This is a genomic window from Psychrobacter sp. UBA3483, from assembly GCF_002377905.1.
Lineage (GTDB): Bacteria > Pseudomonadota > Gammaproteobacteria > Pseudomonadales > Moraxellaceae > Psychrobacter.
In genome coordinates, this window is the sequence record NZ_DFQS01000050.1 from 1 (window position 1) to 23,057 (window position 23,057).

A 23,057-nucleotide genomic window follows, 5' to 3' on the forward strand; every position below is an offset into this window, starting at 1 on the left:
TTTCGAAGTTGAGAGTGGGGTATCCATAGTAAATAATAAACGATAAAAGCAGAGCACAATAAGATTGCGCTCTGCTTTTTTATGCGCATAACTAACGTATCGTGGCACTTGTATAGAGGGCATTGCAGCATAAATATCAGGGTCTGCTATAATGAACGCCATCAGCCATTTAAAAGGCCAAGCATTACAATAACGAGGATTACTATGACAACTCATACGCCGACTGCAGACGCCCTAAATAATGAACTGCAAGCCCTGCAAGCACAGCATATTGAACTGGTGAATGAATCAATGAACCATGCCGGTTATTTTGACGGTAAAGAAAGCCATTTTAAACTGACCATTGTCAGTGATGCCTTTGAAGGCAAACGCTTGGTGGCGCGTCATCAACTCGTGTACAATCTAGCAAATCCGCTTTTGACCTCACAAGGTGGTCAAATCCATGCCTTGGCCATCCATGCTTATACGCCAACAGAGTGGCAAGGCCAAAGCCCTGATAGCCCACTATGTGCTGGACAAAATAAAGGCTAGATGACAGTTTTTTGGTCGCTATTGTTAAGCAACGAATTGTAAAAACTGACATTGAACGTTATCGTTAAATACTATAGATAAGCTGGCAAACGGCACCTTTAAAGGAAACCCTATCCAATGAAACACCTACATATGCTCATGGCCGTTCTGTTGATTGCGCTGTTTTTATACCAAAGCTATGTGGTATTAAGTGCAAACAAAAAGCCGCCATTTGCGGTAAAAATATCGACCCATATTCTCTATGCCGTTATTATTATTTCAGGGGCTGGCATGCTGGTGCAACTCATGAGTGTTAATGCGCCAGTACAGTGGGTATTTGCTAAAGTTATCTTGTTGGTTGCAGCACTCAGTGCCAGTATTAAAGCCTTTAATGATAAAGCTACGCCTAGCCAAAGAAAAACGGGCATTTTGATCGCGGGTATCGCCTATATTGGTATCTTGGTACTCGCCTTTACCAAGCCGGGTAATTTGTTTTAAGGGCGTTAAACGATATATTTTTCAATATCTTAATCACATTTTTTTTGCTATCTTAAACCAATATCAACCTCTCAACGTCGCCTTATGGAGCCACTATGAAAACTCTCACTGCAGCAACACTACTCGCAACAGCTGGCGTTTTTGCTCTCTCGGGCTGCGCCTCAACGGGTAACATTACCCCGCAATACGTACCACCAAGCGCCTACCAAAGTTATGACTGCCAAGCACTAAGCCAAGAATATAGCCGTGTCAATCGCTATGTCGATGCGGCACGCAATGAGCAATCTACCATAGCCGCCTCAGGTGTCGGCGTTGGGGTTTCCGCTGGACGTTGGGGTATCTCGCCTAATATCAGCTTTGGCGTGGGTAAAAGTAACAACACCAAAGCTCGTGATACCAAATTATCTCGCCTCTATGGTGAGCGTGATGCCATTATCCAATCTGCTCGTATCCAGCGCTGTAGCTTTGCCAATGGTATTAAGATTTATGGTGAGTAATCATTCATACCTGTTTCATAGTTTTGAAAGTCGTTTACAAACCAAAAAGCCAATACGCTTACGCATATTGGCTTTTTGGTTTGTAATCATGACGAGCAGTAACTCAGTCTCAGATTAAGAGTTTAAGCTTCTCACCCACTGCACGATTTGATCGCTCGGTAATGCTCCAGACTGTCGCGCGATTTCTTTACCATTTTTAAAGGCCACCATCGTCGGCAAGCTACGAATATTATAAGGTGCCGCCGCTTGCTCGTATTTATCGGTTTGTATCTTAGCAAACACCACTTGCGGCAGCTGACTGGCTGCGGCTTTAAACTGCGGTGCCATCATTAGACACGGCTGACACCAACTCGCCCAAAAATCAACGATGGTCAACACCTCGTTTTTTTGAATGACTTTACTAACCGTTTGGGCGTTTAGCTCATGCGGACTTGCCGTTAATAATGGTTGACCACATTTGCCGCAGTTCGGTGCTGAATTCAGGCGTGCTGCAGGTATACGATTGGTGGCACTGCAGTGCGGACAGACCAGATGAGAGTTTTGCTCACTCATTATAGAACTCCTTTATCATTAGCACTGGAATTGGCACTCGTCTTAGCAAAGCGCCTATGCTTGATATTTATGCATTTATTACGATAAAAATTAATCATTATTTAGCGCTTACACGTGTTCATCCCAAGCATTTTATATAACGGACAAAAACGGAATAGCCCAGTTAGCAGGGGGATTAGACCGACTACGCCCCACCAACTTTGGAAATAAAGCCCCAAGCCGATAATGACCAAACCAACGATAATACGTAGTAAACGCTCAGTACTTCCAACGTTAATTTCCATGGCTAAATCCTCAGTTATTATTAATTGATCCTAAAAAACAGCCATCTTTTTATCTCACCATATTTCTCATTTCATCTTACAGATTAGCATTATGATGGCTGCTACTGGTATTGTGCCTGCGTAACTTTCTGCTCTATTTGTATATTGAGGACACGCCCTAGTTACTAAAGCGCATTAATCGGTACTTTTAGATAACGGGTGCCATTGTCTTCTGGTTTTGGAAATTGACCAGCATCAATATTGAGTTGTACTGACGGGATAATGAGCCGCGGCATCTCTAAGTTGGCATCGCGGCGCTCACGCATCTCGACAAACTCGGCTTCATTAATGCCGTCTTTAACATGAATATTACCGAGCTTTTGCGCTGCTACCGTCGTGGTTGGGCAATGCTTGCGACCTTGACTTGGATAGTCATGACACAGATACATCAGGGTCTCATCAGGAAGTGCCAGCAGTTTTTGGATAGACTGATACAGGGTTTTGGCGTCTCCTCCCGGAAAGTCACAGCGCGCCGTACCCACATCGGGAGCAAATAGCGTATCACCGACAAAGACCACGGTTTTTTCATCGTCAGCGGCAAGATACGCCATATCCGCGCGCGTATGGCCGGGCACATACATGGCAGTAATCGTAATGTTACCAAGCATCAAGGTATCGCCATCGTCGGTCAAGATATCAAACTGGCTGGCATCGGTACGAAAGCTGCTATCAAAGTTAAAAATTTGCTTAAATATTTTTTGCACTTCGGTGATATATTGCCCGATGACCAGTTTACCGCCAAGCTCATCTTTTACATGGATAGCAGCTGATATATGGTCGGCATGAGCATGGGTTTCTATAATATAAACCAGCGCCCAACCCTGCTCACGCACGAACGCTATTACCTTATCGACACTAGCGGTATCCGTACGTCCTGACTTGGCATCGAAATCCAAAACAGGATCGATAATGGCACACACTTGCTGCTGCACATCAGCCAGTACGTGGGTGTAAGTCTCTGTGTCGCTATGTAAGAAAGAATGAACTTGCATGGCTACCCCTTTACTTGTATATGAATGTTTTAATTTTTAAGATATTGTTCCGTATAATGGGCGCTTACTTATGGCATTTGCTGCTAATTTATAGTATCTATCTCTAATGCTACCTCTATTACCTATGCTTTGCCTGTCAATACCAATACTATAGCAATCATTATACATTTTATCAATTTATATAATGTAAATAATGATAACTTGCTATAAATCGTAATATCATTGATAATTAACTATATATATCCATAACTTATCTATAAACTCTGCTTTTTCTATTTACATCTTTTATAAGGAGCTCGCTCTGACTACTTCAACTTCAGCATTGAGCACAACCACCACCCCCACTGGCAAGCCTGCATCTGCCAACGTCGCAGACTTTGCGCCCAAAGACCTTGCAGAGCAAATGCAACAAGCTTCCATGCAAGCCAGCCAGTTATTAAAATCGCTCTCGCATCCTGACCGCTTATTACTTTTATGTCAGCTGACACAAGGTGAATACTGTGTCAGTGAGCTTGAGGGCTTGGTCGGTGTCGGTCAGCCAAGTTTATCGCAGCAGCTAGGTATCTTGCGTAAAGACGAGCTGGTGACGACCCGCCGTGAAGGTAAGCAAATCTACTATAGTATCGCAAGTGAGGATGCATTATCGGTATTGCAGTTATTGTATGAACGCTTTTGTGCCAAAACAGATGCCTAACTGCTTGTTTGGTTTTTAATTATTTTTAACTTTCTTTATCGTGATGACATATCGCTATGCCTTCTATCGCTGCCCGTCTGATTCCTGCTTGGTTACGTCAGTATCAGCTGTCTGCCCTGCCGACTGACATCATCGCAGGCTTGGTGGTTGGCGTACTTGTCATTCCACAAAGCCTAGGCTATGCCGTGCTAGCGGGGCTGCCGCCTGTCTATGGACTCTATGCGGCTATCGTACCCGTGTTGGTATATGCGTGGATAGGCTCAAGTAATGTACAAGCCGTAGGGCCTGTCGCCATCACTGCGATTATGACGGCAAGCAGTTTGCATCCTTATGCCAATGATGGCACGCAGCAATATATATTAATGGCCAGTTTACTGTCATTGATGGTTGGGACGATGTTATGGCTGGCGGGCCGGCTGAAGCTTGGCTGGATTATGCAGTTTATCAGTCGCGGTGTATCGGCAGGTTTTATCAGTGGCGCGGCGGTACTGATTTTTGTCAGTCAGCTTAAATATCTGACAGGGATTCCTATTGCCGGTAATGGCCTCATCGGTTATTTATCGAGTATGCAAATGTACGCTCGCCAGCTGCATCCGCTAACCTTGGTTATCGGTGTTATGGCTTTTACACTGTTGTTTGCCAACCGTTATGCGAGCAAATGGGTCTGGCGCTCTTGGCTATCAGCCTCTTATGCCAAATGGGCTGAGCGTCTATTCCCGCTTATTTTGCTTACTCTTGCCATTGTATTAAGCATGAGTTTGCATTGGACAACAAACGGTGTGGCAACGATTGGCACTATTCCGCAAGGGCTACCTAGCTTTACCCTGCCTTACTTGCCAGATTTTCATGAAGCGCTCAATCTATTACCGAGCGCAGGTTTAATGGCGTTGATTATCTTTGTCTCAAGCAGCTCAGTGGCCAGCAACTATGCGCGCCTACGCGGTGAAAGCTTTGATGCCAATCGTGAGTTAACTGGGCTGGGACTGGCCAATATGGCGGGCGGCTTTTTTCAAAGCTTTACGGTCGCTGGCGGCTTTTCAAGAACGGCCATTAATGCCGACTCAGGCGCTAAAACACCGGTCGCAAGCCTGGTCACTGTGCTGGTTATGATTGCGGCGTTAATCGCTTTTGGCAATTTATTAGCACCTCTGCCTTATGCTTTATTGGGCGCGACCATCATGGCATCGATTGTCGGTCTCATTGATATGGCGACCTTAAAGTCAGCATGGCAACGCGACCGCTTAGATGCAGCAAGCTTTTTGGCGGCATTTATCGGTGTGCTGATATTTGGGTTAAATACGGGCTTAGTCATCGGTTTGATGGTGTCGTTTGCCAGCCTTATTTGGCAATCGAGCAAACCGCATGTCGCCGTCGTTGGTCAGCTAGCGGGTACGGGACATTTTCGCAATATCAATCGTCATGATGTGGTGACCTTTAGCAATTTATTGATGCTGCGTATCGATGAGAGCTTGTTTTTTGGCAATAGTGAATCCGTGCATCGCAGCGTCATACAAGCGACGCGGCAGTATCCTAACGCGCATGAAATTATCCTGATTATGTCCGCGGTCAATCATATTGACTTGACCGGACAAGAGATGCTTATCAGCCTCAATCAAGAGTTATTGAATCAAAAAAAGCACTTAAGCTTTAGCTTTATTAAGGGACCGGTGATGGATATTATCGAGCATACACCGGTCATAACCCATCTATCAGGGCAGGTTTATTTGAGCACCATGGATGCGGTCAATGCGCTTAAAGAGATTTGATAGCACCGTATTTATGCAACTCAAGTTAAATTATTCATGACCGTTATTGTCCGTGACAAAACATCAGTGATAAAACCTTAATTATAAAACATCAATGTCAAAACAGAGATACGATAACAGCTGTATTATGCTAAATTACTATTAGATTTAAAACTTATCGTCTCTAGAAACATCAGAAAATCTAACGCCATTTAATATATGCGACCGAAAAACTTATGACCGATGATTTAACGATTTATAAACAAATTTATCCAAGCCAATGCGTCAAGATTGCCGAGCTTGGCTACCGCTCTGTGCTCAATATTCGACCTGACGCTGAGACAGAGACGCAGCCTAATAGCTGTGACTTTACCAGTGCGACGGCAAAGGCCAACCTTAAATATCAGCATTTACCATTTGATGATGAGCGTTTAAGCATGGCGACTGTCGAGCAGTTTGCCGCCTTTTATCGCAGCATGCCAAAACCCATCCTGATGTTTTGCGGCACGGGTGCACGCGCCAAATTGCTCTATCAAAGTGCACTGATGCAAGGTTTGCTATAGAAAGCAGATAGGCTTTATTAAAATATTTTAATCTAAGCGCAAAATTTTCGTTTTTACGCTAAAAAATAACAAGGAGCTCTTATGAGCCATGAAGTGAGTATTACCGGACAAATCACCCCTGATCAAGTACCTATGATTGCTGAAAATGGTTTTAAGACCATTATTAACAACCGTCCAGATGGTGAAGAACCAAACCAACCAACCAGTGCTGAGATTGAAGCCGCGGCTAAAAAAGCAGGTCTTGCTTATAAAGAAGTGTCTTTTGCCGGTAGCGAGCTCAATCAAAACCATGTGGAAGAATTTGCTGACTTTTTTAACCAAGCTGAGCAGCCAATACTTATTTTTTGCCGTACCGGTAACCGCTCCACGGGTATTTATGAGGCGGCAAAGCGTATGGATTTGTTAGATGATTAATACTTTAGTGTTTTATTAATTTAACGGACTATTCAATCATTTAGCCCATATTAATATATGGGCTAAATAACGTTTATGCCCCTACTTAAAACACTATGACAAAAACTAGTGCTACAAGGAATGTGAGCGACTTGCAAAGATCATTTGAACTGACTTTCAATTTAACAAGGAATGTTTCATGAGTAATAACGTAATGGCTTTATTGCCGCTTGCCCTTGCCTATATTATGTTTACCTTAGGAACGGGGCTTAAGCTAAGTGATTTTAAGGTCATCGTCAATCACCCAAAGGCGTTTATCGTCGGCTTAGTTAACCAAATTATTTTTGTGCCTTTAGTGGCGTTAGCGGTCGTCTTATTCATGTCGCCACCACCTGCCATTGCCTTTGGTATCATGCTGATTAGCTTTTGCCCAGGCGGCGTGACTAGCAACATGCTCACCTACTATGCTAAAGGGAACGTGGCGCTGTCAGTGGCGCTCACGGGCGTAGTTAGCCTGTTATCAGTGGTGACACTGCCTATCTTAATTACACTGGCTTTTAATCACTTTATGCAAGATCAGGCAGGTTCTATCAGCGCACTAAAAATCGGCGTGGTGATGTTTTTACTGACTACCTTACCTGTGACCCTAGGTATGCTCGCGCGTTATAAATTTACTGATTTTATGGTACGTAGAAGCGGCATCCTAAATGGCTTAGCCAGTCTATTTTTTGTCTTAATCGTCTTTGCTGCTATTGCGACCAACTGGCAATTACTACAAGAGCAACTGGCATCTATTGGGTTTGAGTTGGTCTTTATCATTGTCATCTTGTTTGCGTTAAGTATTTTGACCTCTAAAGCCATGAATCTCAGCTGGTTTGATACCAAAACCATCTCGATAGAAACCAGTATTCAAAACAGCACGACTGCGATTACCTTGGCGCCTATTATTATGGGGGTCAGCACATTACCGGTCATCGCTCTACCTGCTGCGGTATATGGTGTGTTGATGTATGTGGTTGCGCTGCCCGTGATTGCGTTGATTCGGAATAAAAACTGATTGTATAAGCACAAAAAAAGCCATCTCATTTGAGATGGCTTTTAACACTAACGGTAGGGATAACTTACTGCATAACCAAGTATTCAAACGCTGATAATGCGGCTTTTGAACCTTCGCCCATCGCAATATTAATCTGCTTAAATGGTACGGTCGTGACGTCACCACAAGCAAAGATACCTTTGCGGTCGGTGCGGCAGCGCTCGTCAATTTCAATCTCGCCAAAGCGGTTTAGATCTACAAAGCCTTCAACGAATTCAGTATTTGGCACCAAACCAATTTGCACAAACACTGCTGAAGTATCGAGCTCTTTGGTTTCACTACTGCTACGATCTTGATAAACGAGCGAAGTCACTTTACCATCATGCGCTTTAATCTCTTGCGTTGCAGCACTAGTAATAATATCAATATTGCTCTTTTCTTTGGCTTTATTAATCAGTACTTGGTCAGCCTTTAAATCATCAGCAAATTCAAGGACGGTCACGTGTTTAACGATACCTGCCAAATCTAGCGCCGCCTCGATACCTGAGTTACCGCCGCCGACGACCGCGATATCTTTACCTTTAAAGAATGGGCCATCGCAGTGTGCACAGTAAGCCACGCCTTGACCCACGTTTTCATCTTCACCGGGAACACCAAGCTTACGCCACTGGGCTCCGGTCGCTAAGATAATACTGCGCGTCTCAAACGTCTCACCAGTGTTGAGATGGATACGGTAGTTTTCTTCTTCAGTTTCACTGATTTCTTTGACACTGACATGCTCTTTAAGCGTAATGTCATATTCGTGCAAATGTTTCTCGAAGTTCGCTGACAGCTCACTACCCGTGGTTAAAGGCACAGAGATTAGGTTTTCGATATCCTGCGTGTCTTTCACTTGTCCACCGATACGGTCGGCGACCATAGTGACTTTTAAGCCTTTACGCGCGGTATAAATCGCCGCCGCTACGCCAGCCGGACCTGCACCAATAATCGTCACATCTTGCTGCTCTAACTGTTCAGCGTCATCACTGGCTTCGCTCAATAAATCAGGAAATTGCTCTTGTAACTTCTCAATCAATTTAGCCGTATCGATTTTACCATTGGCAAACGGTTTACCATTTAAGAATACCGCAGGTACACCTTGGATGTTATTGGCCTCGACTTGCTCTTGAAACAAGGCACCATCAATCATCTCATTACTGATGTCATCGTTGAGCAGCGCAAATTGGTTCAGCGCCTGCACGACATCCGGACAGCTATGGCAAGATAGCGATACATAAGTCTGAAACTGTAGCGGCTTATTAAAACGCTTAATCAGCTTTTGAATACCTTCATCCAGTTTTAGCGTATGCCCGCCTGCTTGCAAAATCGCCAAAATCAGCGAGGTAAATTCATGGCCGCCCGGAATACCACTAAAAACGATACCCGTATCGGTCAATGCATCGCCGATATGGCTGACGACTTTAAAACTAATTGGGCTTGGTAAGCTCTCATCAGTTGCCGTTGCATCAAAATGAATTTTATCTGTCGTGCCAGCAATTTTAGTCAAAAAATCAATCAGCTCAGCGCGTTTGCTATGTTCGCCACTACCCAATACAAAGGTAATGGGACGGGTCATGTTTTCACTATAGCTTTTGACTGCATCTAATAAACCTTGATCTATCATGTTTGTTCCTCATTATTATCGAATATGTAACGTCAGCTATGTCGCTGGACATTTAAATAGGGTTTGGTAATAAGTTAAACAACTGATTTGAAACGCTATAAACGCTATAAACGCTCTACTTATCACCTTTGATACGTCTATTATCAAGGCTTTAGAGGTGCCACGCAAGCCGATAAACTCAAACTTTATGTTTGATAAAACAAATCATAAATAGGAATTGTATATTAATTTTAAAACGACCGATAAAAGAAAATCCATGACAGTCATGGTATCGGGTAAATTTTTTCGCTACAATCAAGTGAGGCGAATAAGAAAAACTCTTATTTACCGTTTGGCAGATTGACTGCTAGTGGTCATGAGCAAACGTCCTTTCTGCTGCTAATAAGCCTGTGCAAAATTGAGCTAAATTGCGATTTGGCTTGGTAACAATGAAGTCTCACAATCATATTAATTCATCAGAACACTCTTAACTAAAATGCGCTATGGCTTTAATAAGCGTGCGCTTCATAACAAGGATGACAACATGAGAAAGACTGATACATGGCAAGACAACAGAGAAATTATTGCTGAGCTTAAACAAAAAGACAGCTACTTTGCGAACATTTTTGATGAGCACACCCAGCTTGATCAGCAAATCAATCAGCTCGATAAAGATTTGGTGACGCACGCCAGCTGTGACGAAGAAATAGAAAAAATGAAAAAGCGAAAGCTGCACTTAAAAGATGAGATTTATAAAATAATCGATAAGAATAAAATACAATCTCACGCTTAACCAGTCGCTCGTTTATCGCGTTAAATATTATAAATTCTTATAAAAATGAGACAAAAAAGACCCCGTTAGCATAAGTTAACGGGGTCTCTTTTTGACACTTTATTTCGTATTACCAATTCAGCAAATACTGCTTCAAATAATACTAAAATCTCGATCTAATAACTTTAGTCTAATAAATAACGACTTAGATTTTACCTACTAGATCTAGACTTGGTTTAAGGGTTTCTTGACCTTGTTCCCAAGCTGCTGGGCAAACTTCGCCGTCGTTGTCACGAACGTATTGTGCCGCTTTTACTTTACGTAGCATGTCTTTTGCACTACGGCCGATGCCGCCTGCATGGATTTCAGCAACTTGAATCTTACCGTCTGGGTCTACTAAGAAAGTACCACGCTCTGCCAAACCTGCTTCTTCGATCATGACATTAAAGCCACGCGTAATACGGCCAGTTGGGTCACCGATCATTGGATAAGTGACTTTGCCGATAGCGTCTGAAGAATCATGCCATGCTTTATGAGTAAAATGTGTGTCAGTTGATACTGAGTACACTTCTACGCCTAGGCCTTTAAGCTCTTCATAATGGGCTGCCATGTCTTCAAGTTCAGTTGGGCAAACAAAGGTAAAGTCAGCTGGGTAAAATAGGAAGATGGCCCAATTGCCTTTTACATCTTCTGAAGTGATGGTTTTGAATTCACCATTTACAAACGCTTCTGCTGAAAACTCTGGAATTTCTTGATTAATAATTGACGCCATGATTGGCTCCTTTTTTTGATTGATTGTTGTTAAGTGAATGGCTGTTTATTGTTGCAGGTTTTGATTAACCTGCTCATTAACTGGGTTACAAGACAAACTATACGCGAATTCTATGGTTAATCCAGTTAAAAGTTTTTAATGTGATGTTTTGTTTTATTAAACTTGTTAAACTATTCTAACGGCTTTTTTTATACGAACATCGGCATTAAATTGCTATAGTACACAAGATAAACGCCCAAGACAAATAGCGTCCAAAGCCCATTAACAGAGAGGTTTTATGATTACCTTACGTCAACTTGAGTTTGCCTTAGCGGTTGCCAAACATCGTCACTTTAAACGGGCGGCAGAAGACTGCAATATTTCGCAATCGGCGCTAAGTTTAGGTATCGCCGAGTTAGAAAAACAATTAGATACGCAGATTTTTGAGCGTAATAATAAGCAAGTTTTGATTACGCCTATCGGTGAGGACATCTTGACGCGGGCGCAGCGCATATTTTCGGAGGTCAATGATTTGACCACGCGCGCGCACAGCCATCAATCGCCGCTTGCGTACCCGATGACGGTTGGTATCATTCCGACGATTGCGCCGTATCTGCTGCCAAAAGTACTGCCTGCTCTGCGCAAACACTACCCTGAATTTCGGATGACCGTTATCGAGCAGCAAACCGAGCGTTTGCTTGAGCAAGTGCGCTATGGTCATATTGATACGGCCATTATTGCACTGCCTTATGCGGTCGATGGTTTGCATACGTTTGAGTTTTGGGCGGAAGATTTCTTTGCTGTCTTTCCACAGGATGACGTCCATGCCAAGCTTGAAAAAATTAACGCCGATGAGCTAGCAACAGCCAATCTGATGTTACTTGGCGAAGGACATTGTCTGACCGATCAAACCTTGACCGTCTGTCATTTCGACCGCGCACAAATGAAATCAAGCTTTTCTGATGCCAGCTTAAACACCCTAATACAAATGGCGCTTGCCAATATGGGCACGACCTTGGTGCCAGAAATGGCGCTCGATCAGCTGCATTTGCAAAACCAAAATGCGGTCGCAGTACCATTAGCAGAAAAAGGGCCGCATCGTCATATTGCTTTTGTCACCCGCTTAAACTATGCCCGCGTTGATGATGTTAATTTATTAGGTAAACTCTTTAAACAAGCATTTGAAGATGCGGCTAGTAAGAAGTAAGCATTTGCCAATAGATTGCAGTCATTAAATAAAGGCTAAATATGGACGGGTTGTCACAACTAGAAACTGAGCTTGGGACGATTTTCGAGTGGCATTTAACGGCTATTAATAACGCTATCGAGCCAGCAATATTAAAAACACTTTGGCAAGATATCGCTGTGCGCTATAACGAAAGCCAGCGCGCTTATCATAGCTTGCAGCATATTTGGCAATTATTTGCGCAGTTTGAACAGATTAAGCATCATTTAAATGAGCTGCATATTATCGCATTGGCACTGTTTTATCATGACGTGATATATGATCCGACGCGCTCAGATAATGAGCTGAAAAGTGGAGAATATGCCGTAGAGGCGCTACGCCCTTATTTATCGGCAGCGCAGTGCCAATATATTTACGAGCTCATTATGATGACGGCTAATCATAGACTTGCTGAGTGCTCAAACGCTCGAAAGAACTTTGATGCCGCTTATTTACTAGATATGGACTTAAGTATTTTAGGGGCATGTTGGCTTGAGTATGAGCAGTATGCACAAGCAGTTCGGCAAGAGTACGCGCATGTCTCAACCATAGATTATCGCGTTGGGCGCATGGCAGTATTAAAAGGATTATTAGCGCACCCAACACTTTATCTGACGGATTATTACTCTACGCGGTTAGAAACGCAAGCTCGGCAAAACATCAAGCGTGAGATTAAGATTTTACGCGCATCTTAATAAACAGCTCACTGCCCTGCCGCGCAGGATGCGAGTTATAGCTCGTTTCCATAATCTCAATATCGAAATAGGGTGCAAAACGCTGCTGGTATTCAGCTTTCGTGCCGCCAAACGGCGGTTCCTCTCGTCCGAAATCCTTATCAAACAGCAGCCCAACCAGCTTACCATTCGGTTTCAATAATGCGGCCATTTTCTTGACATATTCATCACGGCGCGCAGGATTTATGGCACAAAAAAACGTCTGCTCAAGCACCCAATCAAACTGATATTGCGCTGTCGATAACGCAAAAAAATCAGCACAGACCAAATGCTCTGCTGGAAAGTTGGGATAGCGCTCTGCGAAAGCCTCAATCGGCGCAGGGGCAAAATCAACCAAGGTGACATTGGTAAACCCTTGCTCATGTAGATAACCGACCTCATAAGCATTGCCCGCGCCTGGTACTAAAATCGCTTGCTCTTTAGCAGTTTCAGGCAACTGGTCAATATAAGCTTTGAGCGGTGGTGACACCTGCCCCATATCCCAGCCGATACTGTCTCGCTCATAACGCTGCTGCCAAAACTGCGCTTGATTGACGTTTTCCATAGCACATCCTTGTTTCGATAAAAAACCTTATCTTAGCAGATTAAGACATGACATCTGGTTATTTAGCAGTAGGTTGTACTTTAATCTAGCTGCCCTGTTTTACCTGCCAGCATATTATGCCAATACTGGTAATCGGGCATTACCGTCGCCACCGTTTGCCAAAAAGCGCGGCTATGATTGGCATGATGCAGATGGCAAAGCTCATGGACGATGACGTATTCGGTGCATTCGATAGGATAAGCGGGCAGATAGACAGATAACCAAATCCGCCGGGCGCGAGTATTACAACTGCCCCAACGCGTATGCATTTTCTTTATACGTATCTCATTAGCATAAGCGCCGACAATCGGTTGCCATTTGTTAAACAATACCGGTAGTACTTCGGAGAGATGCTGCCGATAGTAGGCAATTTTTTCATCGTGGTTTAAGGTGAATGATTGCTCTAAGCCCCACAATAGCAGTGTGCTATCGGCAGTTGAAGATTCTTTTATAGATTGCTGTGATGGGATTTGCTGACGTTTATAGCGTTCTAATACGTGCGCGTGATTGGCGATTGCCCAAGGCACACGTTTTTCTATCGCCTGGGCAGTTTGCGCTGAGCTAAGAGAGGTTGGTATAGAGACCATTAATTTATGCGGTTTTAAGCGGAAATTGATATTTTTAACACGCTTTTTACTAATATGTAGCTCAATATCCGCTTGTGCCAAACAATGTATAGCGCTGTTTAATAAAGGCGAATGATACTGTGACGGCATATTCATATTCAGAGCGCTTGCAAGTGATTATCAAACGACATCATATGATATTTTCTGTTGATAAAAATACGCTCACCTTGATCTATAGTAGCAAGTTCAGCAGCTGCCAGGTTATTAACAGTTAAGGCGGTTAACTGACCTTGGCCATCACTAACGATAAAACCTGAGTGCGCATTAGCTTTAACATTGGCATTGGTGTTGGTATTGTTATCGCCTGCTTTATCAATATGCTGATTTGGCAACACTGCTGCTCCCGCACAATCTGGCAGGCTAACATCATCAATCAATGCACGAGTATTTAAGTCAAAAATCGCCGCACAGCCGCCTATTGGTGTGGTCACACATAATAGGTTACGCTCACTATCAACTGCCACACTGGCGATATATTGGTGGAAACGTTGCCACTGATTATTGGGCATCATCAGTGCTTTAAAATCAGACTCACCGCGTTTATGGGTCAATACTAACGGGACATTGATATGCTTTTCACCTTGAAACTGAATGCCTATCATCACCGTTCCATCGTCATGCATGGCGAGATGACGCACGCTCATCTGATTGTACTCAGGCATGATCTGCTCAAGCAAATCGCCAGTATGACGATTGAGGTAAACCAATGAGGGTCGCATCGTATCTAAATTAAGCTCTTCACGCGACGCCTGCTCGGTTTTGATACCACCATTCGCAATCACTAACGTCTCGCCATCAGGATGCATAATCAGCTCATGCGGGCCGATACCATGCGAGTCATACTCTGCTAGTTTTTTATAATCATCATGAGCATTATAAATACCGATTTTACCGTCTAAGCTTATGGTGTCATTTTCGGTCACATAGAGCAGCTTACCATCTAGGCTATAACAAGCATGGCCATAAAAATGACGATGCGTAGACGCTTTAATAGCAAACTTTACTTGCCCAGTTGCCGTATCTAATATCCAAAACCTTTCGCTCGGGCGCCGACCCATCACCACCACGTCGCGTGTTTGCTTGGTTGCAGCAGATAAGTTTTGTCTGTCGAAAATCGGCTGGACGACAATATCATGCACACGTTCTGACATAGTGGTTTGCCAAACAATTTGTCTATCGGCGTCGATACCAACCACACCGAAGTCATGCTCATTATGGCTGGCATCAGCGCTATCATTATTTGCTGAAATGCTTTTTGGCATAGACGCCACGCCACTCACCCAGCAGACTGTGCGCGGCAGTAGCGTGGTGGTATGTGCAGCGCTAAAATCAGCTAGGCTATTATGATTGGGGGTTTGCTTACCCTGTATCGGTAAACGATAAGCCTGTTGCCATGCTATTGCCGCTTGCTGACAAGCGTGGCAAAATTGCACGAGCTTGCGTTTTGGTGTTGAGTTTATCAACTGCAACTGCGAGCGCATACCTGCTACATAATCCCATAAGCTAGCATCAGGTTGCTGCTGCTTACGAAAACGATGATGGATACCGACCAGCGCGGCTGTACCTATGACAGCAGAAAGCGTGGTCAATGCGGATGTTACTAGCAGCTCATTATTAGGCTGCTGCTCTTGTGATTTACCTGCCGTTTTAGTATCGAGAGAGTGCATTTCTTAATCGCCATCGGTGCTATTAAAGCCAACGCGCAGACCAAGGGTTGGAATCAATTGACGCTTAATAATGCGCGTAATGGTCGTGAGATGATCAAGTAGTTCTTGCTGCGTCGCTTTATCAGCAGTCGCCAAATCTTCTGGCATTTGTGCCAGTAACGTCGTGGTATCAGCAAGCGCGGTTGATAGATTATCCGCCACTGCATTTTCATTATTGCCACCAAGAATAGCGGTCAAGACAGGGTCAGTCATTGCTTTATTTAAGGTCGCCAATTTAGCATTGATAATCGCACGGCTTTGTCCAGCGGTTGCAGCTGGCAGATGACCTTTTGCTTTGCCTGTCAAACCCAATGGCTGGTCGATAGCGTTAGATTTCATCGTCTCAACCAATGACAGCAACGAGTTAAACCATTGGTTTAAACCTCGATCGCTCTCGGCGGTTTTATCTATTGCTAGTAAATCAGTGGCATTTTGCTGCCAGTTTTTCTCGATATCTTTTAAGCGTGTGCTCAAAGCACTGCTCGCGCTCATCACATAAGCGCACTGCCCAGCATCCAGACTATCATTGGCATACAGCACTTCTTCTAAGCCTGGCACGCCTTGGACGATGGCGCTCTCATTCGCCAACTGCTCGGCGGTAAGCTTGGGATTGGCGGCAATCAAATCAGCAACCCCGCTGTGTACCAGTCCGCGCTCATCAGGATAGTAATTGATATATAAGTTACTCATGCTCGCCGTCGCTGGCCCAAAGTTAACCATCTCAGCGCCTGCCCAAGCTTGTGCGAGCACCAACCATTGATCGCGCAGTTCTTGTAATTTATCACCGCTCACTGGCGCTTGCTGACAATGCTTTTGTGCCAAATCATGCAATAAATCACTCTGCTTTGCGGCATCTGCATAGGCTGGAATAACCATGTCATTTGCCACGTGGGTCAGATAGGTTTTTTCGGTATCAGGACTAATATCAACAGCGCTAATCTTTTCAGCATTATTGTCTTTTTTGTCAGGAGTAGTAGAAGTAGCACTTTCTTGGGCGACTTGGCTGTCTACCTCTGGTGCTTTACTTTCTTCCGCAGGTTTGACGCAGCTGATTAGAATACCAGCACTTAGTGCTGATAATGCCATTGCTAAAGCAGGGTTTATTTTCATAGATTTCTCAGTATTTGGATGAATATTGCTATAAGTAATTATTTAACTTTGTATTTCTTACGTTGAATGACCATCGCTCTTAAAGTTTATACGCTTATTTTTATAATGATTTTAAGAAGGCATTCAACTCATTGCGTCCTTGTTTATCAAGCTTAAGCACTTTTTGCTTCTGCTTTTCTGCTTCGCCGCCATGCCAAAGTACCGCTTCCATTAAAGTACGCGCGCGCCCATCATGTAAAAACGTTGCTTGTGGATCGACCGTTTGCGCAAGGCCAATGCCCCACAAAGCAGGCGTACGCCACTCATAAGAGTTGGCTAAAAACTCAACCTGTAAGTCTTTTGATGGCAGCTTACCCGCAATGGTACGATCAGCAAGATCATTACCCATATCGTGCAATAATAAATCCGTATAAGGATAAATCACTTGTCCGTGCTGCTCAAGATGGTCATCGTCGGTCTTTGGCAACTGATAACGTGGCGTATGACAGCTTTGACAGCCCATATCATAAAAGCGTTTTTTGCCTGCCAATACCAGCTTGTCTTCGGCATTACGGCGATGTGGCACCGCTAGATTACGGGTATAAAATTCGACGAACTTTGCCACTTCATCATTGACTTCGACAGGCGGCTTACCATTACCTTGCTCATCAGCACCTGTCACTGCATTCACACAAGCGGTCTGCGCTGGCATACACGATTCATGGGGACGGATATTTGAGGTCAGCCCCATATCCTCATTAAACGCACTTTGGTTTTGAGTAATCAGCTTGGTTTGACCCGCTTTCCAGCCAAAGCGTCCTAATGCCACCTTACCCGTTTGCGGATCCATCACCATATTAAATTTACCGCTAATATCGCTATTAGCCTCATTTGCCTTGCTTGCCTTGCTTGCTTGCTTTTTAATGTCGTCATCGGGAATCTGCTCGAGTAGCCCAAGCCCAATCATTGGCAAGGCAACACGCGGCGACACCATCAGCTCAGCATCAAATGGACCATAACCGGGTTTGGTCAGATTGAAGGTTGGCGCGCGCAAGGTCTCGACATAACCATCAGCAAAAGTAACGGGTTTATCAGTCCACTGTACTACAATTCGAGCTTCAGCAGGGACGCCTTGCACACCGCGATCTTGCAGCTGACCGCCATACATAGGATGGACGACTTTTTCAATCAAGGAATCTTTCAGTTTTTGACGCTGCTCATCGGTAGTCGCCGGCATAGCAAGGCGAATCAGCAAGCTGTCGGCATCGTCATCAGCGCTCATCGGCGCATGACCGCGACCGTCTTTGATATGACAAGATTGACAGGCAGCGACGTTAAATAAGGCACCAAGCCCATCACGGCTATCGGTACTCGCCGGCGCGACCACCCAAGGTTGCCTAAAAAATGCATTGCCGATAAAGAAAGACCCTTTACGCGAGGCGGCGATATTTGAGGAAGGTTTAGAGTAGCTTTCGCTCGTGGTAATACTAATGCCTGTATCGCCACCTTGTTTGATTTCTTGCGCATCAAAGCTTGCAAGCTGCTGCATCGGCACGCCTGCTAGTGTTTCAATCGTTTGAGCACGCTCAGAAGTTATATTTTGCAAATGGCTACTGTCTTGAGCTTTATTATCGTCTTTAGTAACGACGTCGTCATTTGGAGATGGCTGGCAGGCACTTAATGAGAGCGCACAGGCCATTCCTAGCGATAGCTTTAATAGCGAATTTTTAAATATTAAAGGGGAATAAAACGCGGTAGATTGTTTGGCTGTTGACACATTACTGCTACTCATAGGGAACCTTAGTTCTGGTATAGAACCATTAAAAACACGTGCTATAATTTTTTCACTTCTATTCGATAAGTATTTCTAGCCGATCATTATGTCACGTCGATAAATAATCGCGGCGCCTGACATCTTTGTTTATGCTATTGCGTTAAAAAAAACACGCTGCCAACAGCGATCGACAGCGTGTATATTATACCCAAATTATTTTTCTGTGAAAATAATTCTCATTCACTGATAACGACTCATCAGGCACACAGATACAGGCAATGAAAGCTTCCTAAATTAAAGCCAAAAGCACCATTTTAAATAGATGTCCTTTTAAATAAGCGCTCTTTTAAATAAGCGCCTTTTTAAAACTGTGAACCCGCATCAGCGTCTAAATTATCAATACCAACGGCTTTTGCTGCATTTTCAATACCATCGGTCAGCTGTTGTAAGCTTGTGATACTGCTTTCAATCCAACCGCGGCGTTTGTTTTGCTCTTCAGCAGCAATACCGTGCTTGCTGGCTTGACCCACCGTTGCAATCATCTGATCGACCTTGATGCCTTCTTTCTCAGCTTTTTCAACGATGACTTTAAACGCCGCTTCTACGTTAGCAAAATCAGTCGCAAGTTTATCGGCCGCTTCTTTATTGCCGGTATCGACAAGATAATTCTTTAGTCCATAACCACCTACTGTCTTGCCAGCGACGGTTTTATAGCTGCCATTAAAGATATTTTGAATACCGCGGGCATTATTGGCATAGCTCAAATGGGTCAAATCACTAAAGCATTCATGCTCATCTTCGGTAGAGCCAGTGACAAACGCCACTTGTATACGCTCAGAGGCCAGCTCACCAAGTGCTAAGCTGCCCATTTGATACATGATTTGACGCAGACCGTTTTTGTCTTTACGGGCCATCATATCGCTACGTAAGGTGTTTTCGCTATCAGGTTGCCACTGGGCTTCCATTGCGGTCAAATCATCGACCAATAACTGGGTAACCGCTTTTAGATACTGTCCACGGCGCTCGCAAATACTCGCATCTGGGTTTGTCGTATCGCCGCTGGTACATTCGCCCTCGGTCGTTATATAGTCGCTCACCGGACGATTACCTGCACCTTCACCAACGCCATTGGTATCCTGTCCCCACAGCAGAAACTCAATCGCATGATAACCGGTAGTGACATTAGCCTCACTACCACCAATCTCGTTCATCTCAGCCAGCAAGTCAGGCGTAATGGTGCTGGTATCTTGCTTGATGCTACCAACCGTGATGCTCTTGCTATTGATAATATTGTCCTGACTGTTATATTCACCCTCATAACTGTCACTAACATAGTCAATCAAGGCTTCATCTAGCGGCCAAGCATTTACCTGTCCTTCCCAGCCATCAACGCTACCAAGTGCGCGTTTATCATCAGCGGTCACAAAGCCTTCGTCGAAGCGAAACACTTCAGTCTGTGAATATGGCTGACGCGCGGCTTTATAGGCAGCCTTTGCAGCGTCAAGATTGGCTTGGGTCGGCGTGTCTACATAAGTATTCACTGCTGTTTGTAAAAGTTTGGCCGTTTCTAAAGAATCTTTATAGGCGGCGTGCGCCATATCAGCATAGCTAATCAACAATCGATCGATATGCGCCTGATCAGCAGCCGAAGACGTTTTGTTATCGCTGTTTTGGGTTGCTTGGACGTCGGTTTGTGCCTCTGACGCTGTGGTCTCATCAGACTGTTTGGTACATCCTGATACTAGCAGTATCCCTGCCAATGCAGCAGCTAAAGTAGTCGGTAAAATTTTACGGCTTGTCGCTGGGCTGATATTCATACACGTCCTCGATGAGATACACTAATAAAATAGCAAGGTAGAAGTTTAAAGCGTTAGAAGAAAAAACTCGCAAGATAGATCGAAAATATTGCTTGGAATAACGCTTGTAATTTAAGTTTTTATTAAATACGAGCAAAATTTAACATCTGCGAATTATAATGTTATTGATAACTATTATCAAATATAATTTCTTGAAGATTGAACAAATTTTAGGCAAAAAAAAGACCAACTCCACGTTGGTCTTTTTTATTCGATATTTCACATATCAGTATCGATTAACGAACACTGCTTGGCGCGTTTACGGTTAGCTCAACACGGCGGTTCTGTTGACGACCATAATCCGTGCTGTTATCAGCGATTGGACGAGTCTGACCATAAGCAACCACGTTGATACGGTTACCAGCTACACCGCGATTAACCAGATAGTTTCTTACAGAGTTGGCACGATCGCGTGACAAGTTCATGTTATAAGATGGGTTACCTACGCTGTCAGTATGACCGGCAATCGTAACTGTGTTTTGGTTATACTCATTCATCGTTGCTGCAAGCTTATCAAGTGTTGGTCTAAACGATGGATTTAAAGAAGCACTGTCAAAGGCAAAAGTGATATTACCTGGCATAACCAAATCAATGTTACCGTTTGCATTTGGGGTTACAGTAACACCTGTACCCGCCATTTGCTGCTCAAGCTGCTTAGCTTGACGCTCCATATAGTAACCTACGCCTGCACCCAATGCAGCACCAATAGCAGCATCACGACCAGTTTTACTACCGCCTGTTGCTTTTGAGATAGTCGCGCCACCAGCTGCACCTGCTAGCGTACCGATAGCAGTTTTGTTAAGACGTTGCTGTCCAGTATTTGGATCAGTTGTACAGCCGCTCAATGCTAAGCCTGATGCTAATGCTGCAACTATTAATGTATTACGCATAATATGTCCTCTTAAGTTGAAAAAATGGGCTATCAATATAGGGTATCGATAAATAAACAATTTTTTTATAGATATTGCTTGTCACGAATATGGGTCAACAAACCTGTTTATTTGTTTATTCACACTTATTATCATTATGGCAATTACCGCCTATTTGTGTGTAATATTTTGTCACATCTATGTATGACAAATACATAGATATATATAGTCTAGTGTTTATAAAAGCGTGTTATTTGTTACCGCAAGTCACGTTTACAGTCGTACACTCTAATTATTTTCTGCTAACATTATCTTCTAAAATTTCTGATAAAAATATTTCAAGTCATTATAGAATCAAATAATGACTGGACTTAGATAAGGTTTTGGCCAATATTGGGACTAAAACTTACTAAGTAAGATGTGATTTTAACCTGCTAAAAATGGTGAGAAAAATCAGTGGTCTTTTTGAGATGATGTAAAAAAACGGCTTAACCCATAGTAATGAAACGATTAATGAAGCAAATAGGAAGGAATAAGACATGCGCTTGAACGCTGCTATGCAAAAAATACACGAACGCGCGCCAAAACTTGGCAAAGCAATGTCACTTACCACAGCAGCCGGAGTCATCGCTGCCAATAGTTTTGGTGGCAGTATTCCATTATGGCTTATGGGCGTTGGTAAAATCATCACGGGTGCCCCTATCGCTGATAAGACGGTGATTAAAATTGCCGAGCACTGGATTAGTAGCAATAACGCCTTGATTGATACCATGTTACCGCGTAAGGATTGGCGTATTCAGCTGCCGGACGATGTGCATGTGGACGGTAAATACCTGTTGGTCAGCAATCATCAATCATGGGTCGATACCAGCATCGTGCAATACATTAGTGAAAAGCGCTTACCGCTAACCCGTTTTTTCACCAAGTTTGAGCTCATTTATATTCCTATCGTTGGGCAGGCGTTTTACTTTTTAGATTTTCCAATGATGCGTCGTCACTCTAAAGAGGCGGTCGCTAAAAATCCAGCGCTAAAAGGTAAGGATATCGAAGAAGCCAAGCGCGCTTGTGCGTTATTAAAGGATAAGCCGTTTACTTTATTGAACTATTTAGAAGGCACGCGCTTTACCCAAGGAAAACATGATAAACAAAACTCGCCCTATACCCATCTATTAAAACCGCGCGCTGGCGGTTTGTCGCTGGCGATTAACGCCTTAGGCGCTGATATGGATGGTATCTTAGATATGACCATCGTCTACCCTGACGGCGTGCCAACCTACGGCGATTTATGGAAAGGCAATATCAAACGCTTAGGCGTCGATGTCCGCCATATTGCCATACCAGATGCGCTGTTTGCTGGTATTCAAGGTGGTGGTTACGAAAACGATGAGACCGTTAAAGCGCAAATGTTTGAGTGGGTCGAGGGAATTTGGCGTCAAAAAGATAAACGTATCACACAGATGCTGGCGGAATTCGAGACTCATCCGCAAGCGGCGCATCAAAGTCATTGAAAAAGGGTCATTAAAAAACAACATTAAAAATTGCGGATTTTTATATAAAAATATAACGGCTAAAATACCAAATTATAATGGTTGATGGCTTGTTTTTTGGCATGATTCATTGATAATGT

At 43.8% G+C, this 23,057-nt stretch carries 24 protein-coding genes; 12 read left to right on the top strand and 12 right to left on the bottom strand.

Annotated elements, in window-relative coordinates; all coding sequences use genetic code 11:
* Positions 1-204: 204 nt before the first annotated feature.
* The 3 genes from B2866_RS08955 (at position 205) to B2866_RS08965 (ending at position 1,505) form a co-directional block, all read left to right on the top strand.
* Complete coding sequence (locus B2866_RS08955) at positions 205-531, top strand: BolA family protein (RefSeq protein ID WP_296193042.1); 327 nt, start codon at positions 205-207, stop codon at positions 529-531.
* Positions 532-648: 117 nt separating this feature from the next.
* On the top strand, positions 649-1,008 hold the full coding sequence (locus B2866_RS08960; RefSeq protein WP_296193043.1) for a SirB2 family protein: 360 nt from the start codon (positions 649-651) through the stop codon (positions 1,006-1,008).
* Positions 1,009-1,103: 95 nt separating this feature from the next.
* Complete coding sequence (locus B2866_RS08965) at positions 1,104-1,505, top strand: hypothetical protein (RefSeq protein WP_296193047.1); 402 nt, start codon at positions 1,104-1,106, stop codon at positions 1,503-1,505.
* A 114-nt stretch (positions 1,506-1,619) separates the two neighbouring features.
* On the opposite strand, the gene trxC is transcribed toward B2866_RS08965, so the two are convergent.
* The 3 genes from trxC to B2866_RS08980 all read right to left on the bottom strand — a co-directional run bounded on the left by trxC (position 1,620) and on the right by B2866_RS08980 (position 3,372).
* The gene (gene trxC, locus B2866_RS08970) at positions 1,620-2,057 is read right to left on the bottom strand and encodes a thioredoxin TrxC (protein ID WP_296193050.1); all 438 of its coding nucleotides are present in this window, start codon (positions 2,055-2,057) and stop codon (positions 1,620-1,622) included.
* Positions 2,058-2,158: 101 nt separating this feature from the next.
* Positions 2,159-2,341: a YgaP family membrane protein gene (locus B2866_RS08975; protein WP_296193053.1), complete on the bottom strand. Its 183-nt coding sequence runs from the start codon at positions 2,339-2,341 to the stop codon at positions 2,159-2,161.
* A gap of 164 nt (positions 2,342-2,505) precedes the next feature.
* Positions 2,506-3,372, bottom strand: a complete 867-nt coding sequence (locus B2866_RS08980; protein ID WP_296193058.1) for an MBL fold metallo-hydrolase — start codon at positions 3,370-3,372, stop codon at positions 2,506-2,508.
* Positions 3,373-3,694: 322 nt separating this feature from the next.
* Between B2866_RS08980 and B2866_RS08985 the strand changes: the two genes are divergently transcribed.
* From B2866_RS08985 to B2866_RS09005, 5 genes are all read left to right on the top strand, one after another.
* Complete coding sequence (locus B2866_RS08985; protein WP_313474222.1) at positions 3,695-4,066, top strand: metalloregulator ArsR/SmtB family transcription factor; 372 nt, start codon at positions 3,695-3,697, stop codon at positions 4,064-4,066.
* A 56-nt stretch (positions 4,067-4,122) separates the two neighbouring features.
* Positions 4,123-5,832: a SulP family inorganic anion transporter gene (locus tag B2866_RS08990; RefSeq protein WP_296193061.1), complete on the top strand. Its 1,710-nt coding sequence runs from the start codon at positions 4,123-4,125 to the stop codon at positions 5,830-5,832.
* A gap of 215 nt (positions 5,833-6,047) precedes the next feature.
* Positions 6,048-6,374: a beta-lactamase hydrolase domain-containing protein gene (locus B2866_RS08995; protein WP_296193063.1), complete on the top strand. Its 327-nt coding sequence runs from the start codon at positions 6,048-6,050 to the stop codon at positions 6,372-6,374.
* A gap of 81 nt (positions 6,375-6,455) precedes the next feature.
* Positions 6,456-6,788, top strand: a complete 333-nt coding sequence (locus B2866_RS09000; RefSeq protein WP_200661802.1) for a TIGR01244 family sulfur transferase — start codon at positions 6,456-6,458, stop codon at positions 6,786-6,788.
* A 178-nt stretch (positions 6,789-6,966) separates the two neighbouring features.
* Positions 6,967-7,824, top strand: coding sequence for a bile acid:sodium symporter family protein (locus tag B2866_RS09005; RefSeq protein WP_296193069.1), 858 nt, complete (start codon positions 6,967-6,969; stop codon positions 7,822-7,824).
* Between the two features lie 64 nt (positions 7,825-7,888).
* Here B2866_RS09005 and ahpF read toward each other — a convergent pair whose 3' ends face one another.
* On the bottom strand, positions 7,889-9,466 hold the full coding sequence (gene ahpF / locus B2866_RS09010; RefSeq protein ID WP_296193072.1) for an alkyl hydroperoxide reductase subunit F: 1,578 nt from the start codon (positions 9,464-9,466) through the stop codon (positions 7,889-7,891).
* Between the two features lie 523 nt (positions 9,467-9,989).
* Here ahpF and B2866_RS09015 point away from each other — a divergent pair.
* The gene (locus B2866_RS09015) at positions 9,990-10,238 is read left to right on the top strand and encodes a YdcH family protein (protein WP_296193076.1); all 249 of its coding nucleotides are present in this window, start codon (positions 9,990-9,992) and stop codon (positions 10,236-10,238) included.
* Positions 10,239-10,422: 184 nt separating this feature from the next.
* Here the strand turns inward: B2866_RS09015 and ahpC are convergent, their stop codons facing one another.
* Entirely contained in the window at positions 10,423-10,989 is a 567-nt protein-coding gene (gene ahpC / locus B2866_RS09020) for an alkyl hydroperoxide reductase subunit C (protein ID WP_296193079.1), read from the bottom strand.
* Between the two features lie 277 nt (positions 10,990-11,266).
* Between ahpC and B2866_RS09025 the strand changes: the two genes are divergently transcribed.
* Both B2866_RS09025 and B2866_RS09030 read left to right on the top strand, forming a co-directional pair.
* Positions 11,267-12,175 (top strand): hydrogen peroxide-inducible genes activator, encoded by a 909-nt coding sequence (locus B2866_RS09025; RefSeq protein ID WP_296193082.1) that lies wholly within the window; start codon positions 11,267-11,269, stop codon positions 12,173-12,175.
* A gap of 41 nt (positions 12,176-12,216) precedes the next feature.
* Positions 12,217-12,888, top strand: a complete 672-nt coding sequence (locus tag B2866_RS09030; RefSeq protein WP_296193084.1) for a hypothetical protein — start codon at positions 12,217-12,219, stop codon at positions 12,886-12,888.
* Here the strand turns inward: B2866_RS09030 and B2866_RS09035 are convergent.
* The 7 genes from B2866_RS09035 to B2866_RS09065 all read right to left on the bottom strand — a co-directional run bounded on the left by B2866_RS09035 (position 12,866) and on the right by B2866_RS09065 (position 21,451).
* Positions 12,866-13,471: a methyltransferase domain-containing protein gene (locus B2866_RS09035; RefSeq protein ID WP_296193087.1), complete on the bottom strand. Its 606-nt coding sequence runs from the start codon at positions 13,469-13,471 to the stop codon at positions 12,866-12,868. The two genes, B2866_RS09030 and B2866_RS09035, sit on opposite strands and share 23 nt — an antisense overlap.
* Before the next feature lie 80 nt (positions 13,472-13,551).
* Complete coding sequence (locus tag B2866_RS09040) at positions 13,552-14,232, bottom strand: M48 family metallopeptidase (protein WP_296193090.1); 681 nt, start codon at positions 14,230-14,232, stop codon at positions 13,552-13,554.
* 2 nt (positions 14,233-14,234) lie between these two features.
* On the bottom strand, positions 14,235-15,803 hold the full coding sequence (locus B2866_RS09045) for a DUF1513 domain-containing protein (RefSeq protein WP_296193092.1): 1,569 nt from the start codon (positions 15,801-15,803) through the stop codon (positions 14,235-14,237).
* A 3-nt stretch (positions 15,804-15,806) separates the two neighbouring features.
* Entirely contained in the window at positions 15,807-16,952 is a 1,146-nt protein-coding gene (locus B2866_RS09050; RefSeq protein WP_296193095.1) for an imelysin family protein, read from the bottom strand.
* 100 nt (positions 16,953-17,052) lie between these two features.
* Entirely contained in the window at positions 17,053-18,630 is a 1,578-nt protein-coding gene (locus B2866_RS09055) for a di-heme oxidoredictase family protein (RefSeq protein WP_409520843.1), read from the bottom strand.
* A 437-nt stretch (positions 18,631-19,067) separates the two neighbouring features.
* Entirely contained in the window at positions 19,068-20,522 is a 1,455-nt protein-coding gene (locus tag B2866_RS09060) for an imelysin family protein (protein ID WP_296193103.1), read from the bottom strand.
* A 275-nt stretch (positions 20,523-20,797) separates the two neighbouring features.
* A complete protein-coding gene (locus B2866_RS09065; RefSeq protein WP_296193108.1) occupies positions 20,798-21,451 on the bottom strand; it encodes an OmpA family protein in 654 nt (217 codons plus the stop codon).
* 518 nt (positions 21,452-21,969) lie between these two features.
* On the opposite strand from B2866_RS09065, the gene B2866_RS09070 reads away from it, so the two are divergent.
* Entirely contained in the window at positions 21,970-22,938 is a 969-nt protein-coding gene (locus B2866_RS09070; protein WP_296193111.1) for an acyltransferase, read from the top strand.
* The last annotated feature ends 119 nt before the right edge of the window (positions 22,939-23,057 follow it).